This window comes from Bacillus sp. T2.9-1 (genome assembly GCF_950097965.1).
Taxonomy (GTDB): domain Bacteria; phylum Bacillota; class Bacilli; order Bacillales; family Cytobacillaceae; genus Niallia; species Niallia hominis.
The window spans coordinates 1-15,887 of sequence record NZ_CATNHG010000119.1 but is presented as its reverse complement, the minus strand read 5'-3'; the positions used below and the strand labels follow the sequence as shown (position 1 = coordinate 15,887).

Here is a 15,887-nt window from a genome sequence, read left to right as displayed (position 1 = left end):
TCCTTTCTAATTTAGGCTAACTCTACTATTAAATAGATGAAGTTAATAATTTCCACCTGAAAAAGAGTCATTTTTATTCCATTGTTTTTCGTAAAGATTAAGAATGGGGAAAAATGACTCTTTTTTTATTCAAATGTTGCTTTCGTACAACTTTGGATCATATATCCGTTTTTTGGATCATATCCTCCCTGCTTTGGACAATATATTTCTATTTTGGATCATATCTGTTCACCTTTGGATTATTTATTTAATTTTTGGATCATATCCGCATTTTTTCACAAATCTTCACTCCATTCTCTTCTTGAAAAATCATGGTTTGTAATAAACTCTGCCTTTATTTTCTCCTTTACTTGGTAAATTCATCTTTACTAGCATTTTGGAGGCGATTCCACGTGAGGTAAGCTGGGAGAATTCACGAAACTCCTTATTTGTAATGGTGGATTTTATCAATAAAAAGTAATCCATTACCGCCTTTTGATGGGCAGCTGCATCATATGTCTCACAATGAGGACAGCACCATTTCCGTTTTTGGCGAATCATTGCAAATTTCGCGCATGCTGGGCATTGCACTCCTGTAATTAGATCATTTGGTTGAATTCCATACTGTTTTAATAAATTTAAGGTTTCGGGAGTGTTATTTTTTAAGAGGTTTTTGGATATTTTGCGGAGAATCTTCCAATCAATCGCAATCATTTTATATTTTACAGAGAGTAATTCCCATTTTTCTAAAAAGCTGTGGCTGTGTATGACTTTGTCTTTAATTGCGGGATTTCCTTTTATGATGGTAGATGGCTTGCTGAAAATGACTAAGAAATCGATGGGAATTGGTGGGAAGTTGTGCAGCTTGAAGTATGTTTGCAATTGGTGCTGATGCCTTTTGGCTTGGGATATAGGATCAGAAAATCCCTCTTCCTTTTCATCAACTTTGCGAATCATTTGATTAAACTTAGCATCAAAGTAAACCTCTCCGTAATAATTTTTGCATTCAACAATGAGGCAAAACCGCTGGTTGAGAATGAGATAGTCTATCTGAAAATATGTTTTTCCATCATAAAGGCGGAGATTATGAATGATAAGACACTCTTTTTCCGGCAAAAATTGCAGATAATACTTCATTTCTTTCTCGCCGCGATAACCAGCTAAAAGTTTCCTTAAATCTTCCATTACATTCGGTCTAAGTTTATAAGTTTCTTTTAACCTTCCTACTAGCACCTCTGTTGATCTCAGTCTATCACTCTTGCAAATTTCATTTAAGAACAATTTTCCACTTCCTTTCTTTTTTTCTAGATTAGTTATTCTACTTGATTGCTTGAAAATCCTTTTTGATAATGTGGCGGAATGTGGTTTGGATCATATATTTGTTTTTTGGATCATATCTGCTTTGCTTTGGATCATATATTTGTTTTTTGGATCATATCTGCTTTACTTTGGATCATATATTTGTTTTTTTGGATCATATCTGCTTTACTTTGGATCATATATTTGTTTTTTGGATCATATCTGCTTTGCTTTGAATCATATATTTGTTTTTTGGATCATATCTGCTTTGCTTTGGATCATATATTTGTTTTTTGGATTATATCTGCTTTGCTTTGGATCATATATTCGTTTTTTGGACCATTTCCACTGCTTTCGATTATATATCCACATTTCCGACCATCTCCACCCCACTCCAACCAACAAAAAAATCCCTTATCGCTCAACACAATAAGGGATTCTAACCTCAAAACTCCTCATAAACAGCTGGATCTTGATCCGCAATCCGCCCATCAACACGCGTTAGCCCAGAAATTTGCTGCATTTGTTCTTCTGTTAATTGAAAATCGAATATTTCTAGGTTTTCTTTTTGTCTTTGTGGGGAGCTTGATTTTGGAATTGGCAAGGCTCCTAGTTGGGTATGCCATCTTAGGATGACTTGGGATATTGTTTTGCCGTGTGCTTTTGCTATTTGTTGAATCGTTTCGTTTTCTAGGACATTATTTGCTCGGCCGAGTGGGCTCCATGATTCGGTTACGATTCCGTTCTCTTTGTCATAGGCTAGTTGCTCTTTTTGTGAAAAAAATGGATGTAGTTCTACTTGATTTATGCTCGGCAATACGCCGGTTTCTTTTTTCAAGCGATCGAGATGCTCTGGTAAGAAGTTGCAGACACCGATGGAGCGAATGAGTCCCCATTTTTTGGCGTCAATTAACGCTTGCCAGGCTTCTACGTATAAATCTGTTTTGGGATTTGGCCAGTGAATTAGGAATAAATCGTAATAATCTAGTTTTGTGCGGTAGAGTGATTCTTGGATAGTATAGATGGCTTTGTCGTATTGATGGTGTCTTCCTGGAAGTTTGGATGTAAGGAATAATTGATCTCTGCTAACAGCACTGCGGCGAACGGCTTCACCGACTGCTCCTTCATTTTCGTAATTAAATGCAGAGTCGAGTAAGCGATAGCCCATATCAATTGCTGTCGTCATCGCTTGAACACCAGACGCGCCTCGCAAATCATATGTACCAAATCCAATGGCTGGAATCACAAGGCCATCATTTAGCGTTATTTGTGGAATTGTTGTATGCATGATTGATATCCTCCTTCTATAAATTAGAAAAGATTTCCTCTCTTTAAAAGTATAGACGATACTAGATAACAAATTCTACTGATATGCTTCATCTCTTTCATTAAATTATCTTTACTTCAAAACATTATTCTTTCAATACTTAACCAATATGTTAAAATATAGTATATATATTAAAAAATGTATCGGAGGGATAAGGGATGAAAAGTACTGGAATTGTTCGGAAAGTGGATGAATTAGGTCGTATTGTTATTCCAAGAGAATTGAGAAGAACATTGGGAATTGAAATTAAAGATCCATTAGAGATTTTCGTAGAAGGGGAAAAAATCGTCTTCCAGAAGTATAAAGCCTTTGAGGAGTGTGCGATTACTGGGGAAGTCTCACCTGATAATATCACCATTGGCAACGGAAAGATTGTGTTAAGTAAAGAAGGCGCCGAAATACTAATGAAAGAATTAGAATCCGTTTTTGCGAATGATTCTCAGAAGTAAGCTTTCAAATTCCATTTATGATAGGACAATTCCCTCTCCATTCACTCGATAGACGGAATTGTCTTTTTTGATTTTATTGTCTCGGTGCAAACAGCATCACACCTACTCCTATTAGGCAAATACCTGCACCTATCCAGTCATACAAATCAGGTGTTTTTCGATCAATCCCCCATCCCCATAAAACAGAGAGGATGATAAAGATACCTCCATATGCAGCATATACTCTTCCAAACGACATAAACGATTGAAAGGTTGCAATAATACCATATAAAACAAGAGATACTCCGCCAAATATCCCCCAATAATAAGGCTTGCCCTCTCGAAGCCATTGCCAAATGAGATAGCCCCCACCGATTTCAGCTATACCAGCCAAAATAAAAATGATAATTGTCATCAAAAATCACCCTACTATCCATTTTCCATTCATTATACCAAATAACTAGGGTAATTAATCACTTCTTTCCCGTCTACTTCTTTCAATCATTCTCACTGTTAATTTGTGAAAAAGCATCAAAAAAACATTTAGAACTAGATAGGTAAAAATGGAGTAAAATTGCTTCCAGCCATTCAAATAAAAGGTTCCTGTTTAAATAAAGAGGGTTTCGTATACCATTGCAATGACTCCCCAAGTGAAAATATAGACTATCTTTTTATGAAGACCACTTTTATACGGAAAGTAATTTAGAAAGATGACGTTAATCGCCGGATAGATTCCCCCAATATAAATCAAACTTTCCCAATCTACCCCTATTCTAAAATAACCATATAAATCATATTTCAAATCGAGAAAGGTATCAGTTACTAGTTGAAGAAATGTGGCAAACAATGTCGTTGTCAACAATTCAATAGCTGTTAAGCGTTTAGGAATAAAATAAGCAATTGTATTAAATAAAATTACCATCAAGATAAGAAAGAACATAAAATAACTCCTGTCTATATTGGCTTGTCCGTTCTTTTCTCCTGAAACTTCATAAATAATCTTGTTAATAGATACCCACCAATATAGAGGAACCAATAAATCAGAAAAATATAGAAGAAATTAATCCATTTATAGGGTTCAAATAACCCGATAGCTGTCAAAAGTGGTTTAAAACCAAAGCCAAAAATAACTGCTAATATGGTTGCATAAAGATAGAAGTTTTTATTATGCTTTAACGTCCATTGAAATACGAGCATAATAGCCACTGGAATAATCGCCCCATCCAGTGAGAAGCTTGGTAAGAATGGCAGAAACTGATACGGGTAGGCCCATAAACCAAAGCGAATACCCGTTGCATCTACATAGGAAAATAACATATGCACAGCAAAACCAAAGAAACCAATAATGAATATATGCTTTCGATCAATAGAAAAAAATATGACAATTAGTGGAATAACTAACATCAGCACTCCCACCCAAAACTGCCATGTATCCAAACCAGAATACTTACTCCAATACTCTATTGCCTCTTTTGTATAATTCTCTTGTATAGAAACTAATCGATCAAAAAAAGATCGTTGTTGGTCATTCATCTGATCACCTCAGGGATTATTTCATTTTTTTAGTATGAACTATTTACTAGAAAATATTTCACTTACTCATCGCTCATTAAATAAAAAGAATGGGGCAGACTTCAATTATTAGAAACTTCTTTCGATTAATAGTAACTAGATGAACACTGGGGGTACTTTATGTATCATCGAATATGGAATAATGCTACTTATTTCCGATATTTTTTCTTTATTCTTTTATTTATTAGTATCATATTGAATCTCTGTATTTTTGAAAATCACGAAAACTATTTTATCTTCTATATTCTATGTTCCATTTTTCTAGGAATCGGCTTTTATCAAAGTCCCTTTTGGGTAATTTTCTTACTTACTTTCTTGGTAGTTTCCTGTAGATTTTTTTTCATCAAAGATCAATCACTCACTATGTCTACCTTTATTACCTATTTATTGACCTATTTACTAATCAGCCTTATTTCGGTTGGCCTTATGTCTAGAGTTCAAAGAGTGCTTGAAGATAACTTAGCGTTAACAAAGGTGCTTTCCAATGCACTAGATTCTAGAGATTCTTATACGATGAACCACTCTAAAAATGTTGCTAAATATGCAATGGAAATTGCAAAGGAAATGAATTTACCTTCTTCCTTATGCGATGTTATTCATATTGGAGGACTACTTCATGATATTGGGAAAATTGGTATACCAGAATGTTTATTAACTAAGCCTGGAAAATTGACAGAGGAAGAATATGAATTAATAAAAACGCATCCGATAAAGGGATACGAAATCATTAAACATGTTAAGCAATATAAAAACAATGGCATACTCGATATTGTCCTTCATCACCATGAGCGGTTTGATGGGAAGGGATATCCAAATGGGTTAAAAGGAGAAGAAATTCCATTAGTCGCCCGCATCGTTGCAGTAGCTGACAGCTTTGACGCAATGTCCTCCAAGCGCGTCTATCGAAAGGAACTCCAATTAGACCAAATTCTCGAAGAAATAAAATGCAACAAAGGAAAACAGTTCGATCCACTCGTAGTCGATGCGTTTCTATCTTTAATCGAAGACAAGGATAATCCATTTAAGAATAGAAGAAACTAAGATAGCGAAAATATTTTTCCAGCGTTAAATCGTTCGACCGCCTTTTGGTACAAAATGCTATAGCCTATATAACGAAAGCCAACCCAAATAACTCCTCTTAAGAAAACAATTGACTAAAGTAAAAATATATGCGACAATCCAATAGTTCGTATACGAACAGTTTTAATAAAAACAATAGAAAGGGAGAATTTTCAGATGAACGGGTCGTTAAATAACGAATTAATTCGCTCTTATTCCCGGATTCATAAAGCCTATAACCACCTTGTCCAGCTAGATGCGAACAAATTGGACTTAACAGCCGTACAGCTTAAAACACTGTACAGAATCTACTTCCAACCTGATATCGGAATCGGAGAACTAGCGACAAAGCTCTCTTTAACGAAAAGCACCGTTAGCGGAATTATCGATCGACTATCCCAACGACAATTAATTGAACGAACCATTCCTGAAGACAATCGTCGAGCGGTAAATATCCAACTAACGGAAGAAGGACACAGCATTATGAAACAATACTTTGCTGGAACATCTACTCTATCAAAAAAAGTTAAAGAAGTGATGGAGCTTCCTGAAGAAGAAATAAACAAAATACTAGAACTAAATGGGAAAATATTAGCCATTTTAAGTGAAATTGAGGAGGAACAACTATGAATAGTAAACGCATGATTTTATTAAATATTATCCTTTTAATCGTTTTAGTAGGAGGAGGATTTGCCGGTTATTACTTCTACGACCAATCAATCTCCTATATTAAAACAGACAATGCCCAAATCGCCGGACAACAAATTAGCATCGCATCACCAGCTACAGGGAAACTAACAGAATGGAAAGGCGAAACAGGTACTTCTTTTAATAAAAACCAAAAAATTGGTACTGTAGAAGTTGTAACAGAATCAGGCACAACTGATATGGATATTACCGTTCCAGAAAATAGCACCATCGTTCAATCAAGCGCCGTACCAAATACTTATATTGCAGCAGGAACATCCCTAGCAAAAAGCTATGATTTAGATAATCTTTGGGTTACAGCAAACATCGACGAAACAGACATCAATAAAGTAAAAGTCGGCCAAGAAGTAGACTTATACGTAGACTCCTATCCAGATACAGTTCTAACAGGTAAAGTAGACAGCCTAGGACTTGCAACAGCAGGAACCTTCTCCCTACTGCCAAGCAACAACAGCTCAGGAAACTACACAAAAGAAACACAAGTCATACCCGTAACCATCTCCATCGATAATTACGGCGGCCTAAAACTAATTCCAGGTATGAACGTTTCCGTAAGAATTCATAAGTAGGTGATGGATATGACCACTTACATCACAAGCTATATTATCGGAAGCATCCTCCTGCTCCTAATCATCAATCTTTTTTTACGAAAAAAGAAAATAGTGGCGAAACCAGAAAACGTCCTAGATGATGCAAAGAGGAATAATGACATTCAGCCATCCCTTGAAAAATCGGATCTAGCTAAACCTGTAGAAGCGTCTAAGGAAGCGGATGTGGGAGAAACTCATGAGGAACAAATAGAGTTGATTGAAGAGAAACGGGAGAATGAAAGTGCTGCTGAATCCTCTGTTGAGTTCCATGAGAAAGCTTCAGTAGAGTCGAAAGAGGAAGAGGAACTCTCACAAACGAAGGAAGCGAATAAGGAGAAAGCTCCTTATAAACCACTTGACACTGGCGAAGAAATAAACCGCGGCAAAGTAATTGTTGCCCTGATGCTTGGCGCATTTGTGGCGATTCTTAACCAGACCTTATTAAATGTGGCCATTCCACATATTATGAATGATTTAAATGTATCTACAAGCACCGTCCAATGGCTATCCACTGGATATATGCTAACAAATGGTGTGTTTATCCCAATCACTCCATTTTTGATAAATAAATTTGGAACAAGGAAATTACTTATTGGAGCGATTTCTGCTTTTACCATTGGTTCGGTTGTGTGTGCAACCTCTGTTGGTTTTTCCATGCTCTTAATAGGACGCATCATCCAAGCAGCAGGAGCAGGCTTATTAATGCCACTGTTGATGACCGTTTTCTTAATCATTTTCCCACCAGAAAAACGCGGAACTGCGATGGGCATTATGGGTGTTGTAATGATTTTCGCCCCTGCCATCGGTCCCACTTTATCCGGCTGGTTAATCGGCCATTACTCTTGGAGAGTATTATTCGAGCTAGTTATCCCTATCGGCATTCTTGATTTAATTATTGCCATTATTTGGATGAAGGATGTCACTAAAGTTTCGAATCCAGTCTTTGATACCATCGGCTTTATTACTTGTACTGTTGGCCTAGGATCCTTGCTATACGGATTCAGTGAGGCTGGGAACAACGGCTGGGATAGTAAAGTAGTTGTTCTTTCCCTTGTGATTGGTGTTATTTTCTTATGCCTATTCGTATGGAGAGAACTTACAACGGAAGCACCTATGATTGATTTGCGTGTATTCAAATATAGTATCTTTACTTTAACAACCTTAATAAGCATGATTGTAAATATGGCCATGTTTGCAGCAATGCTGCTTCTGCCTATATACTTACAAAATATTCGTGGCTTTACCGCATTGGATTCTGGATTATTAATGTTACCAGGTGCCATCATCATGGGAATCATGTCTCCAATTGCCGGAAAGCTATTTGACCGCTTTGGTGCAAGACCACTTGCAGTCATCGGTTTAATTATCACTGTTTTAACGACATGGGGATTCACCCAATTAACCATGCAGACATCCTATTCACATTTGATGATGCTCTATATTTTCCGGATGTTTGGTATGTCCTTTATTATGATGACCGTTATGACAGAAGGAATGAATCAGCTTCCCTTAAACTTAACAAGCTACGGTACAGCTGTATCCAATACAGCAAGAACCGTTGCCGGAAGTATCGGAACTGCTTTCTTAATCACCGTCATGACAAATCGTACAGCATTTCATTTAGATAACTATAACAACATCATCTCTTCTGCCAATCCGTTTATCGCAGAAAAGTTTGCACAGTTGGGTCAAGGGTTAGCAAGCCTAACTGGACTTCCAGTAGGAGCAGGTCAAACACTTGCCATCTCCACCATCTACGGAAAAGCAGCACAAGCATCTACCATCAGCGGAATAAACGACGCCTTTCTCGTCGCAACCATTATTGCCAGCATCGCCTTAGTTCTTTCCCTGTTTATACGTAGAGCCACAACCAGTTCCAAAGATAGTTAATAAAGGCAGTGTTTCCATCCCAGAGCATAGTAGTTGCTCTGGGATTTTTTTGGTGGGATGGGGAATGTGGGGTTCATTTCTTCTATAATCTCTGTTTCCATCTTTCTTTCTCTCGGGCTCAGAGACCGCTTCTCTGTTACCTTTCCCTCTACTTTTTCTTGTTTTTGGGCTCAGAGACGGCTCCTCTGTTACCTTTTCCTCTGCTTTTTCTTGCTTTTGGGCACAGAGACGGCTCCTCTGTTACCTTCTCCTCTGTTTTTTCTTGCTTTTGGGCTCAGAGACGGCTTCTCTGTTACCTTTTCCTCTGCTTTTTCTTGTTTTTGGGCTCAGAGACGGCTTCTCTGTTACCTTTTCCTCTGCTTTTTCTTGCTTTTGGGCTCAGAGACGGCTTCTCTGTTACCTTCTCCTCTACTTTTTCTTGTTTTTGGGCTCAGAGACGGCTCCTCTGTTACCTTTTCCTCTGCTTTTTCTTGCTTTTGGGCTCAGAGACGGCTTCTCTGTTACCTTCTCCTCTGTTTTTTCTTGCTTTTGGGCTCAGAGACGGCTTCTCTGTTACCTTTTCCTCTACTTTTTCTTGCTTTCGGGCACAGAGACCGCTTCTCTGTTACCTTTTCCTCTGCTTTTTCTTGCTTTCGGGCTCAGAGACGGCTTCTCTGTTACCTTTTCCTCTGCTTTTCCTTGCTTTCGGGCTCAGAGACGGCTTCTCTGTTACCTTTCCCTCTACTTTTTCTTGTTTTTGGGCTCAGAGACGGCTCCTCCTCAAACCGGTCCATCAAAACAAAATCCCATCTTAATCTGGTTTTCGAATTCCTCTAATAACTTCAGCAGTTCTTCCCCCATACACTTTCACACTTCCTCCTACCAAAAAAAGAAACACTCCCCAAAAGAAATGTTTTTCTCCCCGTTTTATTATTGATAATACCCTTTTATCAGCTGGTCCATTACCCAATTCGTTCTTGCTCCACTAACACCTGTGCTTGGGCTAGTTCCTTTTCCTGTTAATTCATCCACCATCAATTGAATCAGATGCTGTTGGATGTGGCGAGGATTTTCGATTACCCACTCTTCTTTTGATTCTGGAGTCGTGAAGGTAATTGGGCCGTTGCCAAAGGTTGCGAAAGTAAGTTTGCCTTTGCTGCCGACGATTTCGTTTTCGTCGATATGGTCATGGGCGCTGAAACACCAAGTGCCTGTCCCGTGAACGCCTGACTCAAATAGATAGGTGCCGGTTACGATATCTTCCGCTTGGTAGCTGCCATTTTGATTGGATGCGAATCCTTTTGCTTCTTTAATGGGACCAAACAGAAAATCAAGAATATCTAATGTATGACTTGCTAAATCAAGGAAAAGGCCGCCGCCAGCAAGCTCGGGCTGCACTCTCCATGCTTGATCATCTTTTAACGCTGGCTGATATTGGATTGTTCGCACAAATCGAATATCCCCTAATACGCCGCTGTTTATGATTTCTTTTATTTTCAAAAAACGAGGAAGTGCTCGTCGATAATAGGCTACAAATAAAGGTACCTCTGCTTGTTTACATGCTTCAATCATGTCTTGACATTCCTGATAATTTCTTGCCATTGGTTTTTCTACATACACTGGTTTGCCTGCTTTAGCTGCAAGAATCGTGTATTCTTTATGAAAACCTGGAGGGGTAGCGATATAAACAGCATCAACCTCTGGATCATTAATCAAAGCTTTTGCATCGTCATACCATTTAGGAACATGATGACGCTCTGCATAATCTTTTGCCAATTCGCCATTCCGCCTCATTACAGCGACTAGCTTAGAATTTTCAGCGAGCTGAAACCCTGGTCCGCTTTTAACCTCTGTTACGTCTCCACAGCCAATAATTCCCCATCGAACTTCTTTCTCAAATGATTTCATCTTTTTATTCACCTCATTTATTCATTCGCTATCCTCTCTTGAAAACCCTTTATTAATACCATAATTTGTCTAGTCAAATTATATTTTTATTACCTGGCCCACATAGATAAGGTTAATATTCTTAATCTGCGGATTCTTTGCTTGAATCGCTTGAATGGTGGTGCTATAGGTTTTCGCGATTTTCGTTAACGTTTCCCCACTTGACACAATATGAATCGTTTCATGATGGGGATTGATCCAAGATCCCGGCTTGCCCTCCACTTTCGTAACATTTATCATTCCTTGGGAGGTATTAAAAATTGCATAGGTTCCCGGCTTGACGGTCCCTTTTTTATTTTTCCCAGATTTGGCATCAGCAGCAGTCAGAAAAGCGCCCGTTTCCTTTTGAACAGTATACTTACTGGTCTGCACAGCTTCCGCCGCTCCCCAATGTCCTGGACTTTGCATAATTCGATTTCGATCGATATTGACCCCTTCGATGATAATATTATTCTCGTGCTGATACATGTGAATAAATGGCGCTACTTCCCCGCGGGACCATGCATAGGTTTGCCAAAAATAATCGGCATCGTTCTTCATCGCATACATCACGGCATAGGAACCATAAATCCCTACCTTATAGGACGGCAATTGCTTTTTCACGGCTGAAAAATAGGTTTCGATATTTGCCATTTGTTTACCCGTTATATCACAATCAACGGCAAAATAGATTGCCGTTCCTTCTGGTTGATCGACTGCTTTAGCCCATTTTTCTGCGTCTTTTCCATCTGTGATTCCTTGCTTTTCGGTAAAATAGGAAAGTTTATTGGCGCTTTTTTGAAAAATGCTAATTAGCTTGATTCCTGCTTTTTGAATAATCTCTGCCTCTTTTTTATCAAATGACTTCCAACTTGATCCCAAATATCGTGCGGCATATTCAAAGCCTGCCCCCTTTAAATCCCTCGCCATTTTCTCCGTTAATTTTGTCGCACAATCAAATCCTATTGTCATTTCAACAACTCCTTTTTTCTTTTATATAGAAAAAAAGCTAGCAAAAGGACAGGAAATAGACTTCCCTTTTTTCTTTCTTATATAAAAGTATTCTTGATTGCTTTTCCATATAAGCACTTGAATAAGAATGACCCTTTGTTATCAAACTAAAAGAAAAAAAGGGTGAATTTTTATGACCAACTTGTTGAACATGGTGCTGACTAATTTATTTTCTTCCTATTTACTCCACCGCAATTTGCATTGGCACCGAAAGCTTGTCGTGCTTGCTATTCCATTATTTTTACTTTTTATGATTGTGCAGGCTGAGTATATTGTTAATCGGTTGAAGAAGAATACATTCCATTTTTAAATCAACCATTACAAAAAAACACCACAACTATGGAAAAGTTGTAGTGTTTCTTTTGCTTCCTATCCTTTTATTACACGATCAATTGCGGCAAGCTCTTCTTCCCTAAATTCAATGTTGTCTAATGCTTTGACATTGTCTTCGATTTGACTAACTTTACTTGCCCCAATAAGCACACTTGTTACGATGCCATCGCGAAGGATCCAAGCAACAGCCATTTCCGCAAGTGTTTGCCCCCGGTCCTTCGCAATATTGTTTAGTGCTTTTACTTTTTCAATCGTCTGCTCCACATTCTCTTTATGTAGCCAACGTCCTGTTTCTCGATTTGCCCGTGAATCCTCTGGAATACCATTTAAATAACGGTCCGTCAATAAACCTTGCGCAAGTGGACTATAGGCAATCGCGCCAAGTTGTTTTTCCACTAATACATCCTTTAACCCATCTTCAATCCAGCGATTAAACATACTGTAGGATGGTTGGTGAATGATGAATGGTGTTTTTTTCGCTTCAAAAATTTCTGCCATTTCTCTTGTTTGCTCTGGGGTATAGTTAGAAACACCAACATACAGCGCCTTTCCTTGACGTACCAATAAATCTAATGCCTCTGCTGTTTCCTCTAATGGCGTTTCTGCATCTGGACGATGGTGATAATAAATATCTACATAATCAAGCCCCATACGCTTTAAGCTTTGGTCAAGACTAGATACTAAATACTTTTTTGAGCCCCCGTCACCATAAGGACCCTCCCACATTGGAAAACCAGCTTTCGTAGAAATAACGATTTCATCACGATAAATCTTCATATCTTTTTCCAAGATTTTTGCAAAATTCTCCTCCGCACTACCAGCTGGGGGACCATAGTTATTCGCCAAATCAAAATGAGTAATCCCTAAGTCAAAAGCTCTTCTCACTAAAGCACGCATATTTTCAAAGAGATCCACCTCTCCAAAATTATGCCATAATCCTAATGATAACGCCGATAATTTCAAACCACTTTTTCCAACTCGATTATACATCATCTTTTCATATCTATTTTCATCTGCAATATACATGGTTTCCCTCTTTTCTCCTTTTTATCGTTTACTAAATTTACTTATGTACTTCTTGGTGAATCGGATGAACGATTCGTGAGATTTATGGTGATTCTTTTGCTGATAAGCTCTTTTTTGTGTGCGAATGGAAGTTTACTTGGAAGTCTGTGACTTTTATTTGCGACTTTCTCCTTTTTACTTGCGAGTTAGCCGCTTTTCTTTGCAACTTAGCTACTTTTACTTGCAACTCTCTCACTTTTACTTGCAAATTCAACTTCACCCTACTCCCCGAACACAAGCTGATAATTATAAACAGCACCAATTAAATTCGCATCATTCCTGAATTGGCATAATTCCACTTCTGGAAGAAAGGAGGCAACTTTAACGCTTTTTACTACTTTTTCGAGGTGAGCATGTAACTCGTCGATTAGGCCTTCTTTGCTGGAGATTCCACCGCCAATGATGATTTTCTCTGGGTCAAAGCTGTACTGAAGATTATAGATACCAGTCGCTAAATAGTGATAGAAGGTTTCTACTTCCTCTTTTGCCACCGCATCGCCTTGTTCTGCGAGCTCAAATACTTCCTTGCCGCTTAATTCAGTCTCCAGCTCCAGTCGCTTGGAATAACGCTTCGCCATTTGGACAGGAGTAGCAAGTGTACTGAATGTTTGATCGTCTTTAAGGAGCATAAAGCCAAATTCGCCGCCAAATAGGTGCTTGCCATGTTGAATTTTCCCATCCACTATAACTGCACCGCCTATTCCAGTGCCGATGACTACAAATAACACATACTTTAATCCAGTTGCTGCTCCCAGCCAAACTTCTGCAAGTCCTGCACAGTTTGCATCATTTTCCATCGTAACAGGGCAATCAAACAGTTCTTCTAGTTCGAAAAAAATGGGGAATTGGTGGATATACGGAACAGCGCTTGCTCCTTCAATAACGCCTTTTGCTTGATTTACTGCACCTGGAGCACTGAACGCAACGCCATCAATTGTGTATTTCTCCGCCATTTTTTCTTTTAGCTGTAACATTTCTTGTTTCAGTTCTTCCCATGTTTTCGGCGTAACAAAGGACCCTTTTTCTACTAGCTGTTCTTTTTCCCATACTGCAAACTTTACGGAAGACCCGCCTATATCCATTAGTAATAATGACATTTTGTCACCACCTCATTTATGTCTGCGCTTTCAATCCTATTATAGCCTGTAGTAAAAGACCACCGCAAAGAATGTGCGATGATCTTCGTAAAATATTATTCAAATCCGTTATTGGCACTCACTTCTTTGATCCAAAGACCAGACTTCTTAATTGTCTTCACTTGAGTATGGATGTTGTTGGAGATAAATCCATAGCGATTGCGATACGCATTCATCCAGCTCCAGCAATCGATTGGCGTCCATAAATGATAGCCGTAGCAATTGGAGCCTTCTTCGATTCCTTTATGAAGCCACTCTAAATGCTCTTGGATAAATTCGATACGATAATCGTCCTCGATTACCCCTTCTTTATTTAAGAAACGTTCTTCTCGGGAAACGCCCATCCCATTTTCAGAAACGAACCACTCAATATTTTTATAATTATCACGGATATTAAGAGCAATATCATAAAGTGCCTTCGGATAGATTTCCCAGCCTTTATCTAAGTTCATGCGACGACCAGGCATATCATAGTTATCATAATAACGGTCTGGCATCCAGTCACCCACACTGTTCGGCGCCACGTCTGGCGCTTTTACACGGGATGGATGATAGAAATTCACTCCAAGTGTATCAATCGTATTTTCCTTCAATATCGCAAGCTCTTCTTCCGTTGATTCCCAAATTGCTTTATCTTTTGTTAAAAGTTCTACTAATGCAGGTGGGAATTCTCCATAAACAGCTGCATGCAGGAACATTTCATTGCGCCATAGGTCGGCAATTCGGCCTGCTTCCACATCTTCGGGCTTATCACTGGCTGGATAAGATGGCGTTAGGTTTAGGATTGTTCCGATTTTCGCTCCTGTTTCATTCAACTTCAGGTCGCGGAATTCTTTGATTGCTTTTGCAGAAGCAAGATTTAAATTATACGCTACCTGCACCGCTTTTTTCCCATTTACTAGTTTTGGATAATGGAATTGGTATAAATATTGACCCTCTACAATGACCATTGGCTCGTTAAAAGTAAACCAATGTTTCACACGATCGCCGAATACTTCAAAGCAACGACGCGCAAATTTTGCAAAAAGTTCCACAACATGCTTACACTCCCAGCCACCATATTTATGATAAAGCTCTGCTGGCAAATCAAAATGATGCAGGTTAAATACAGGCGTAATTCCTTGCTTAATAAACTCATCTATGACATTATTGTAAAAATTTACGCCATCCTCATTTAAACTAGCTGTCTCGAAATCATCAATTAAACGAGTCCATTGAATCGAAGTACGAACAGAGTTTAAGTTAATCTCTTTCATTAGCGCAATATCTTTTACATAGCTATTATAAAAATTAGATGCTGTATCTGGTCCAACTTGGTTATAAAATACTTCTGGTTCTACTTCATACCAGTAGTCAAAAACGTTCGCATGCTGTTTATTAAAACGACCTTCACTTTGTGGTCCAGATGTAGCTGCACCCCACCAAAAATTCTCCGGAAATTTCTTCATTATCCTATCTCCTCGTATAGTAAGTTTATAGTCCTCTTTCGAGGTAATTTCCAATTAAAATATTGTTCTTTGATAATTCTATAGATGTTAGTTCAGATAGTGGGGGGCTAGCCCCCCACTATCTGAAAAAGTTTTCC

The 15,887-nt window shown here is 38.4% G+C and carries 17 protein-coding genes; 6 read left to right on the top strand and 11 right to left on the bottom strand.

Annotation, left to right across the window (positions count from 1 at the left end; all coding sequences use genetic code 11):
* Window positions 1-309: 309 nt before the first annotated feature.
* The gene (locus QQZ16_RS17720; protein WP_284561564.1) at window positions 310-1,164 is read right to left on the bottom strand and encodes a nuclease-related domain-containing protein; all 855 of its coding nucleotides are present in this window, start codon (window positions 1,162-1,164) and stop codon (window positions 310-312) included.
* A 559-nt stretch (window positions 1,165-1,723) separates the two neighbouring features.
* A complete protein-coding gene (locus tag QQZ16_RS17715; protein WP_284561563.1) occupies window positions 1,724-2,566 on the bottom strand; it encodes an aldo/keto reductase in 843 nt (280 codons plus the stop codon).
* A 197-nt stretch (window positions 2,567-2,763) separates the two neighbouring features.
* Between QQZ16_RS17715 and QQZ16_RS17710 the strand changes: the two genes are divergently transcribed.
* Window positions 2,764-3,054: an AbrB/MazE/SpoVT family DNA-binding domain-containing protein gene (locus QQZ16_RS17710; protein ID WP_031536161.1), complete on the top strand. Its 291-nt coding sequence runs from the start codon at window positions 2,764-2,766 to the stop codon at window positions 3,052-3,054.
* 73 nt (window positions 3,055-3,127) lie between these two features.
* Here QQZ16_RS17710 and QQZ16_RS17705 read toward each other — a convergent pair whose 3' ends face one another.
* The 3 genes from QQZ16_RS17705 to QQZ16_RS17695 all read right to left on the bottom strand — a co-directional run bounded on the left by QQZ16_RS17705 (window position 3,128) and on the right by QQZ16_RS17695 (window position 4,566).
* Window positions 3,128-3,448, bottom strand: a complete 321-nt coding sequence (locus tag QQZ16_RS17705) for a YnfA family protein (protein ID WP_031536160.1) — start codon at window positions 3,446-3,448, stop codon at window positions 3,128-3,130.
* Between the two features lie 192 nt (window positions 3,449-3,640).
* Entirely contained in the window at window positions 3,641-3,973 is a 333-nt protein-coding gene (locus QQZ16_RS17700; protein ID WP_251629182.1) for a CBO0543 family protein, read from the bottom strand.
* A gap of 14 nt (window positions 3,974-3,987) precedes the next feature.
* Window positions 3,988-4,566 (bottom strand): CBO0543 family protein, encoded by a 579-nt coding sequence (locus tag QQZ16_RS17695; RefSeq protein ID WP_284561562.1) that lies wholly within the window; start codon window positions 4,564-4,566, stop codon window positions 3,988-3,990.
* A gap of 159 nt (window positions 4,567-4,725) precedes the next feature.
* Between QQZ16_RS17695 and QQZ16_RS17690 the strand changes: the two genes are divergently transcribed.
* The 4 genes from QQZ16_RS17690 (at window position 4,726) to QQZ16_RS17675 (ending at window position 8,852) form a co-directional block, all read left to right on the top strand.
* Entirely contained in the window at window positions 4,726-5,646 is a 921-nt protein-coding gene (locus QQZ16_RS17690; protein ID WP_284561561.1) for an HD-GYP domain-containing protein, read from the top strand.
* Between the two features lie 195 nt (window positions 5,647-5,841).
* A complete protein-coding gene (locus tag QQZ16_RS17685; protein ID WP_031536157.1) occupies window positions 5,842-6,294 on the top strand; it encodes a MarR family winged helix-turn-helix transcriptional regulator in 453 nt (150 codons plus the stop codon).
* Window positions 6,291-6,941: an HlyD family secretion protein gene (locus QQZ16_RS17680; RefSeq protein ID WP_031536156.1), complete on the top strand. Its 651-nt coding sequence runs from the start codon at window positions 6,291-6,293 to the stop codon at window positions 6,939-6,941. Before QQZ16_RS17685 ends, QQZ16_RS17680 begins: the two co-directional genes overlap by 4 nt.
* 9 nt (window positions 6,942-6,950) lie before the next feature.
* Complete coding sequence (locus QQZ16_RS17675) at window positions 6,951-8,852, top strand: DHA2 family efflux MFS transporter permease subunit (protein ID WP_048718603.1); 1,902 nt, start codon at window positions 6,951-6,953, stop codon at window positions 8,850-8,852.
* Between the two features lie 909 nt (window positions 8,853-9,761).
* On the opposite strand, the gene QQZ16_RS17670 is transcribed toward QQZ16_RS17675, so the two are convergent.
* A complete protein-coding gene (locus QQZ16_RS17670) occupies window positions 9,762-10,739 on the bottom strand; it encodes a Gfo/Idh/MocA family protein (protein ID WP_284561560.1) in 978 nt (325 codons plus the stop codon).
* 78 nt (window positions 10,740-10,817) lie between these two features.
* Window positions 10,818-11,729 (bottom strand): glycoside hydrolase domain-containing protein, encoded by a 912-nt coding sequence (locus tag QQZ16_RS17665; protein ID WP_109769001.1) that lies wholly within the window; start codon window positions 11,727-11,729, stop codon window positions 10,818-10,820.
* Window positions 11,730-11,901: 172 nt separating this feature from the next.
* Between QQZ16_RS17665 and QQZ16_RS17660 the strand changes: the two genes are divergently transcribed.
* On the top strand, window positions 11,902-12,078 hold the full coding sequence (locus tag QQZ16_RS17660; RefSeq protein WP_251629172.1) for a hypothetical protein: 177 nt from the start codon (window positions 11,902-11,904) through the stop codon (window positions 12,076-12,078).
* A 59-nt stretch (window positions 12,079-12,137) separates the two neighbouring features.
* Here QQZ16_RS17660 and mgrA read toward each other — a convergent pair whose 3' ends face one another.
* The 4 genes from mgrA to QQZ16_RS17640 form a co-directional block, all read right to left on the bottom strand.
* The gene (mgrA, locus tag QQZ16_RS17655; RefSeq protein ID WP_031539521.1) at window positions 12,138-13,127 is read right to left on the bottom strand and encodes an L-glyceraldehyde 3-phosphate reductase; all 990 of its coding nucleotides are present in this window, start codon (window positions 13,125-13,127) and stop codon (window positions 12,138-12,140) included.
* An 82-nt stretch (window positions 13,128-13,209) separates the two neighbouring features.
* Complete coding sequence (locus QQZ16_RS17650) at window positions 13,210-13,380, bottom strand: hypothetical protein (protein WP_284561559.1); 171 nt, start codon at window positions 13,378-13,380, stop codon at window positions 13,210-13,212.
* A gap of 7 nt (window positions 13,381-13,387) precedes the next feature.
* A complete protein-coding gene (locus QQZ16_RS17645; RefSeq protein WP_284561558.1) occupies window positions 13,388-14,263 on the bottom strand; it encodes an ROK family protein in 876 nt (291 codons plus the stop codon).
* Window positions 14,264-14,358: 95 nt separating this feature from the next.
* Window positions 14,359-15,753 carry a glycoside hydrolase family 1 protein gene (locus QQZ16_RS17640; RefSeq protein WP_284561627.1) on the bottom strand — a complete coding sequence of 465 codons (1,395 nt, stop codon included), beginning with the start codon at window positions 15,751-15,753 and terminating at the stop codon, window positions 14,359-14,361.
* Window positions 15,754-15,887: the final 134 nt, after the last annotated feature.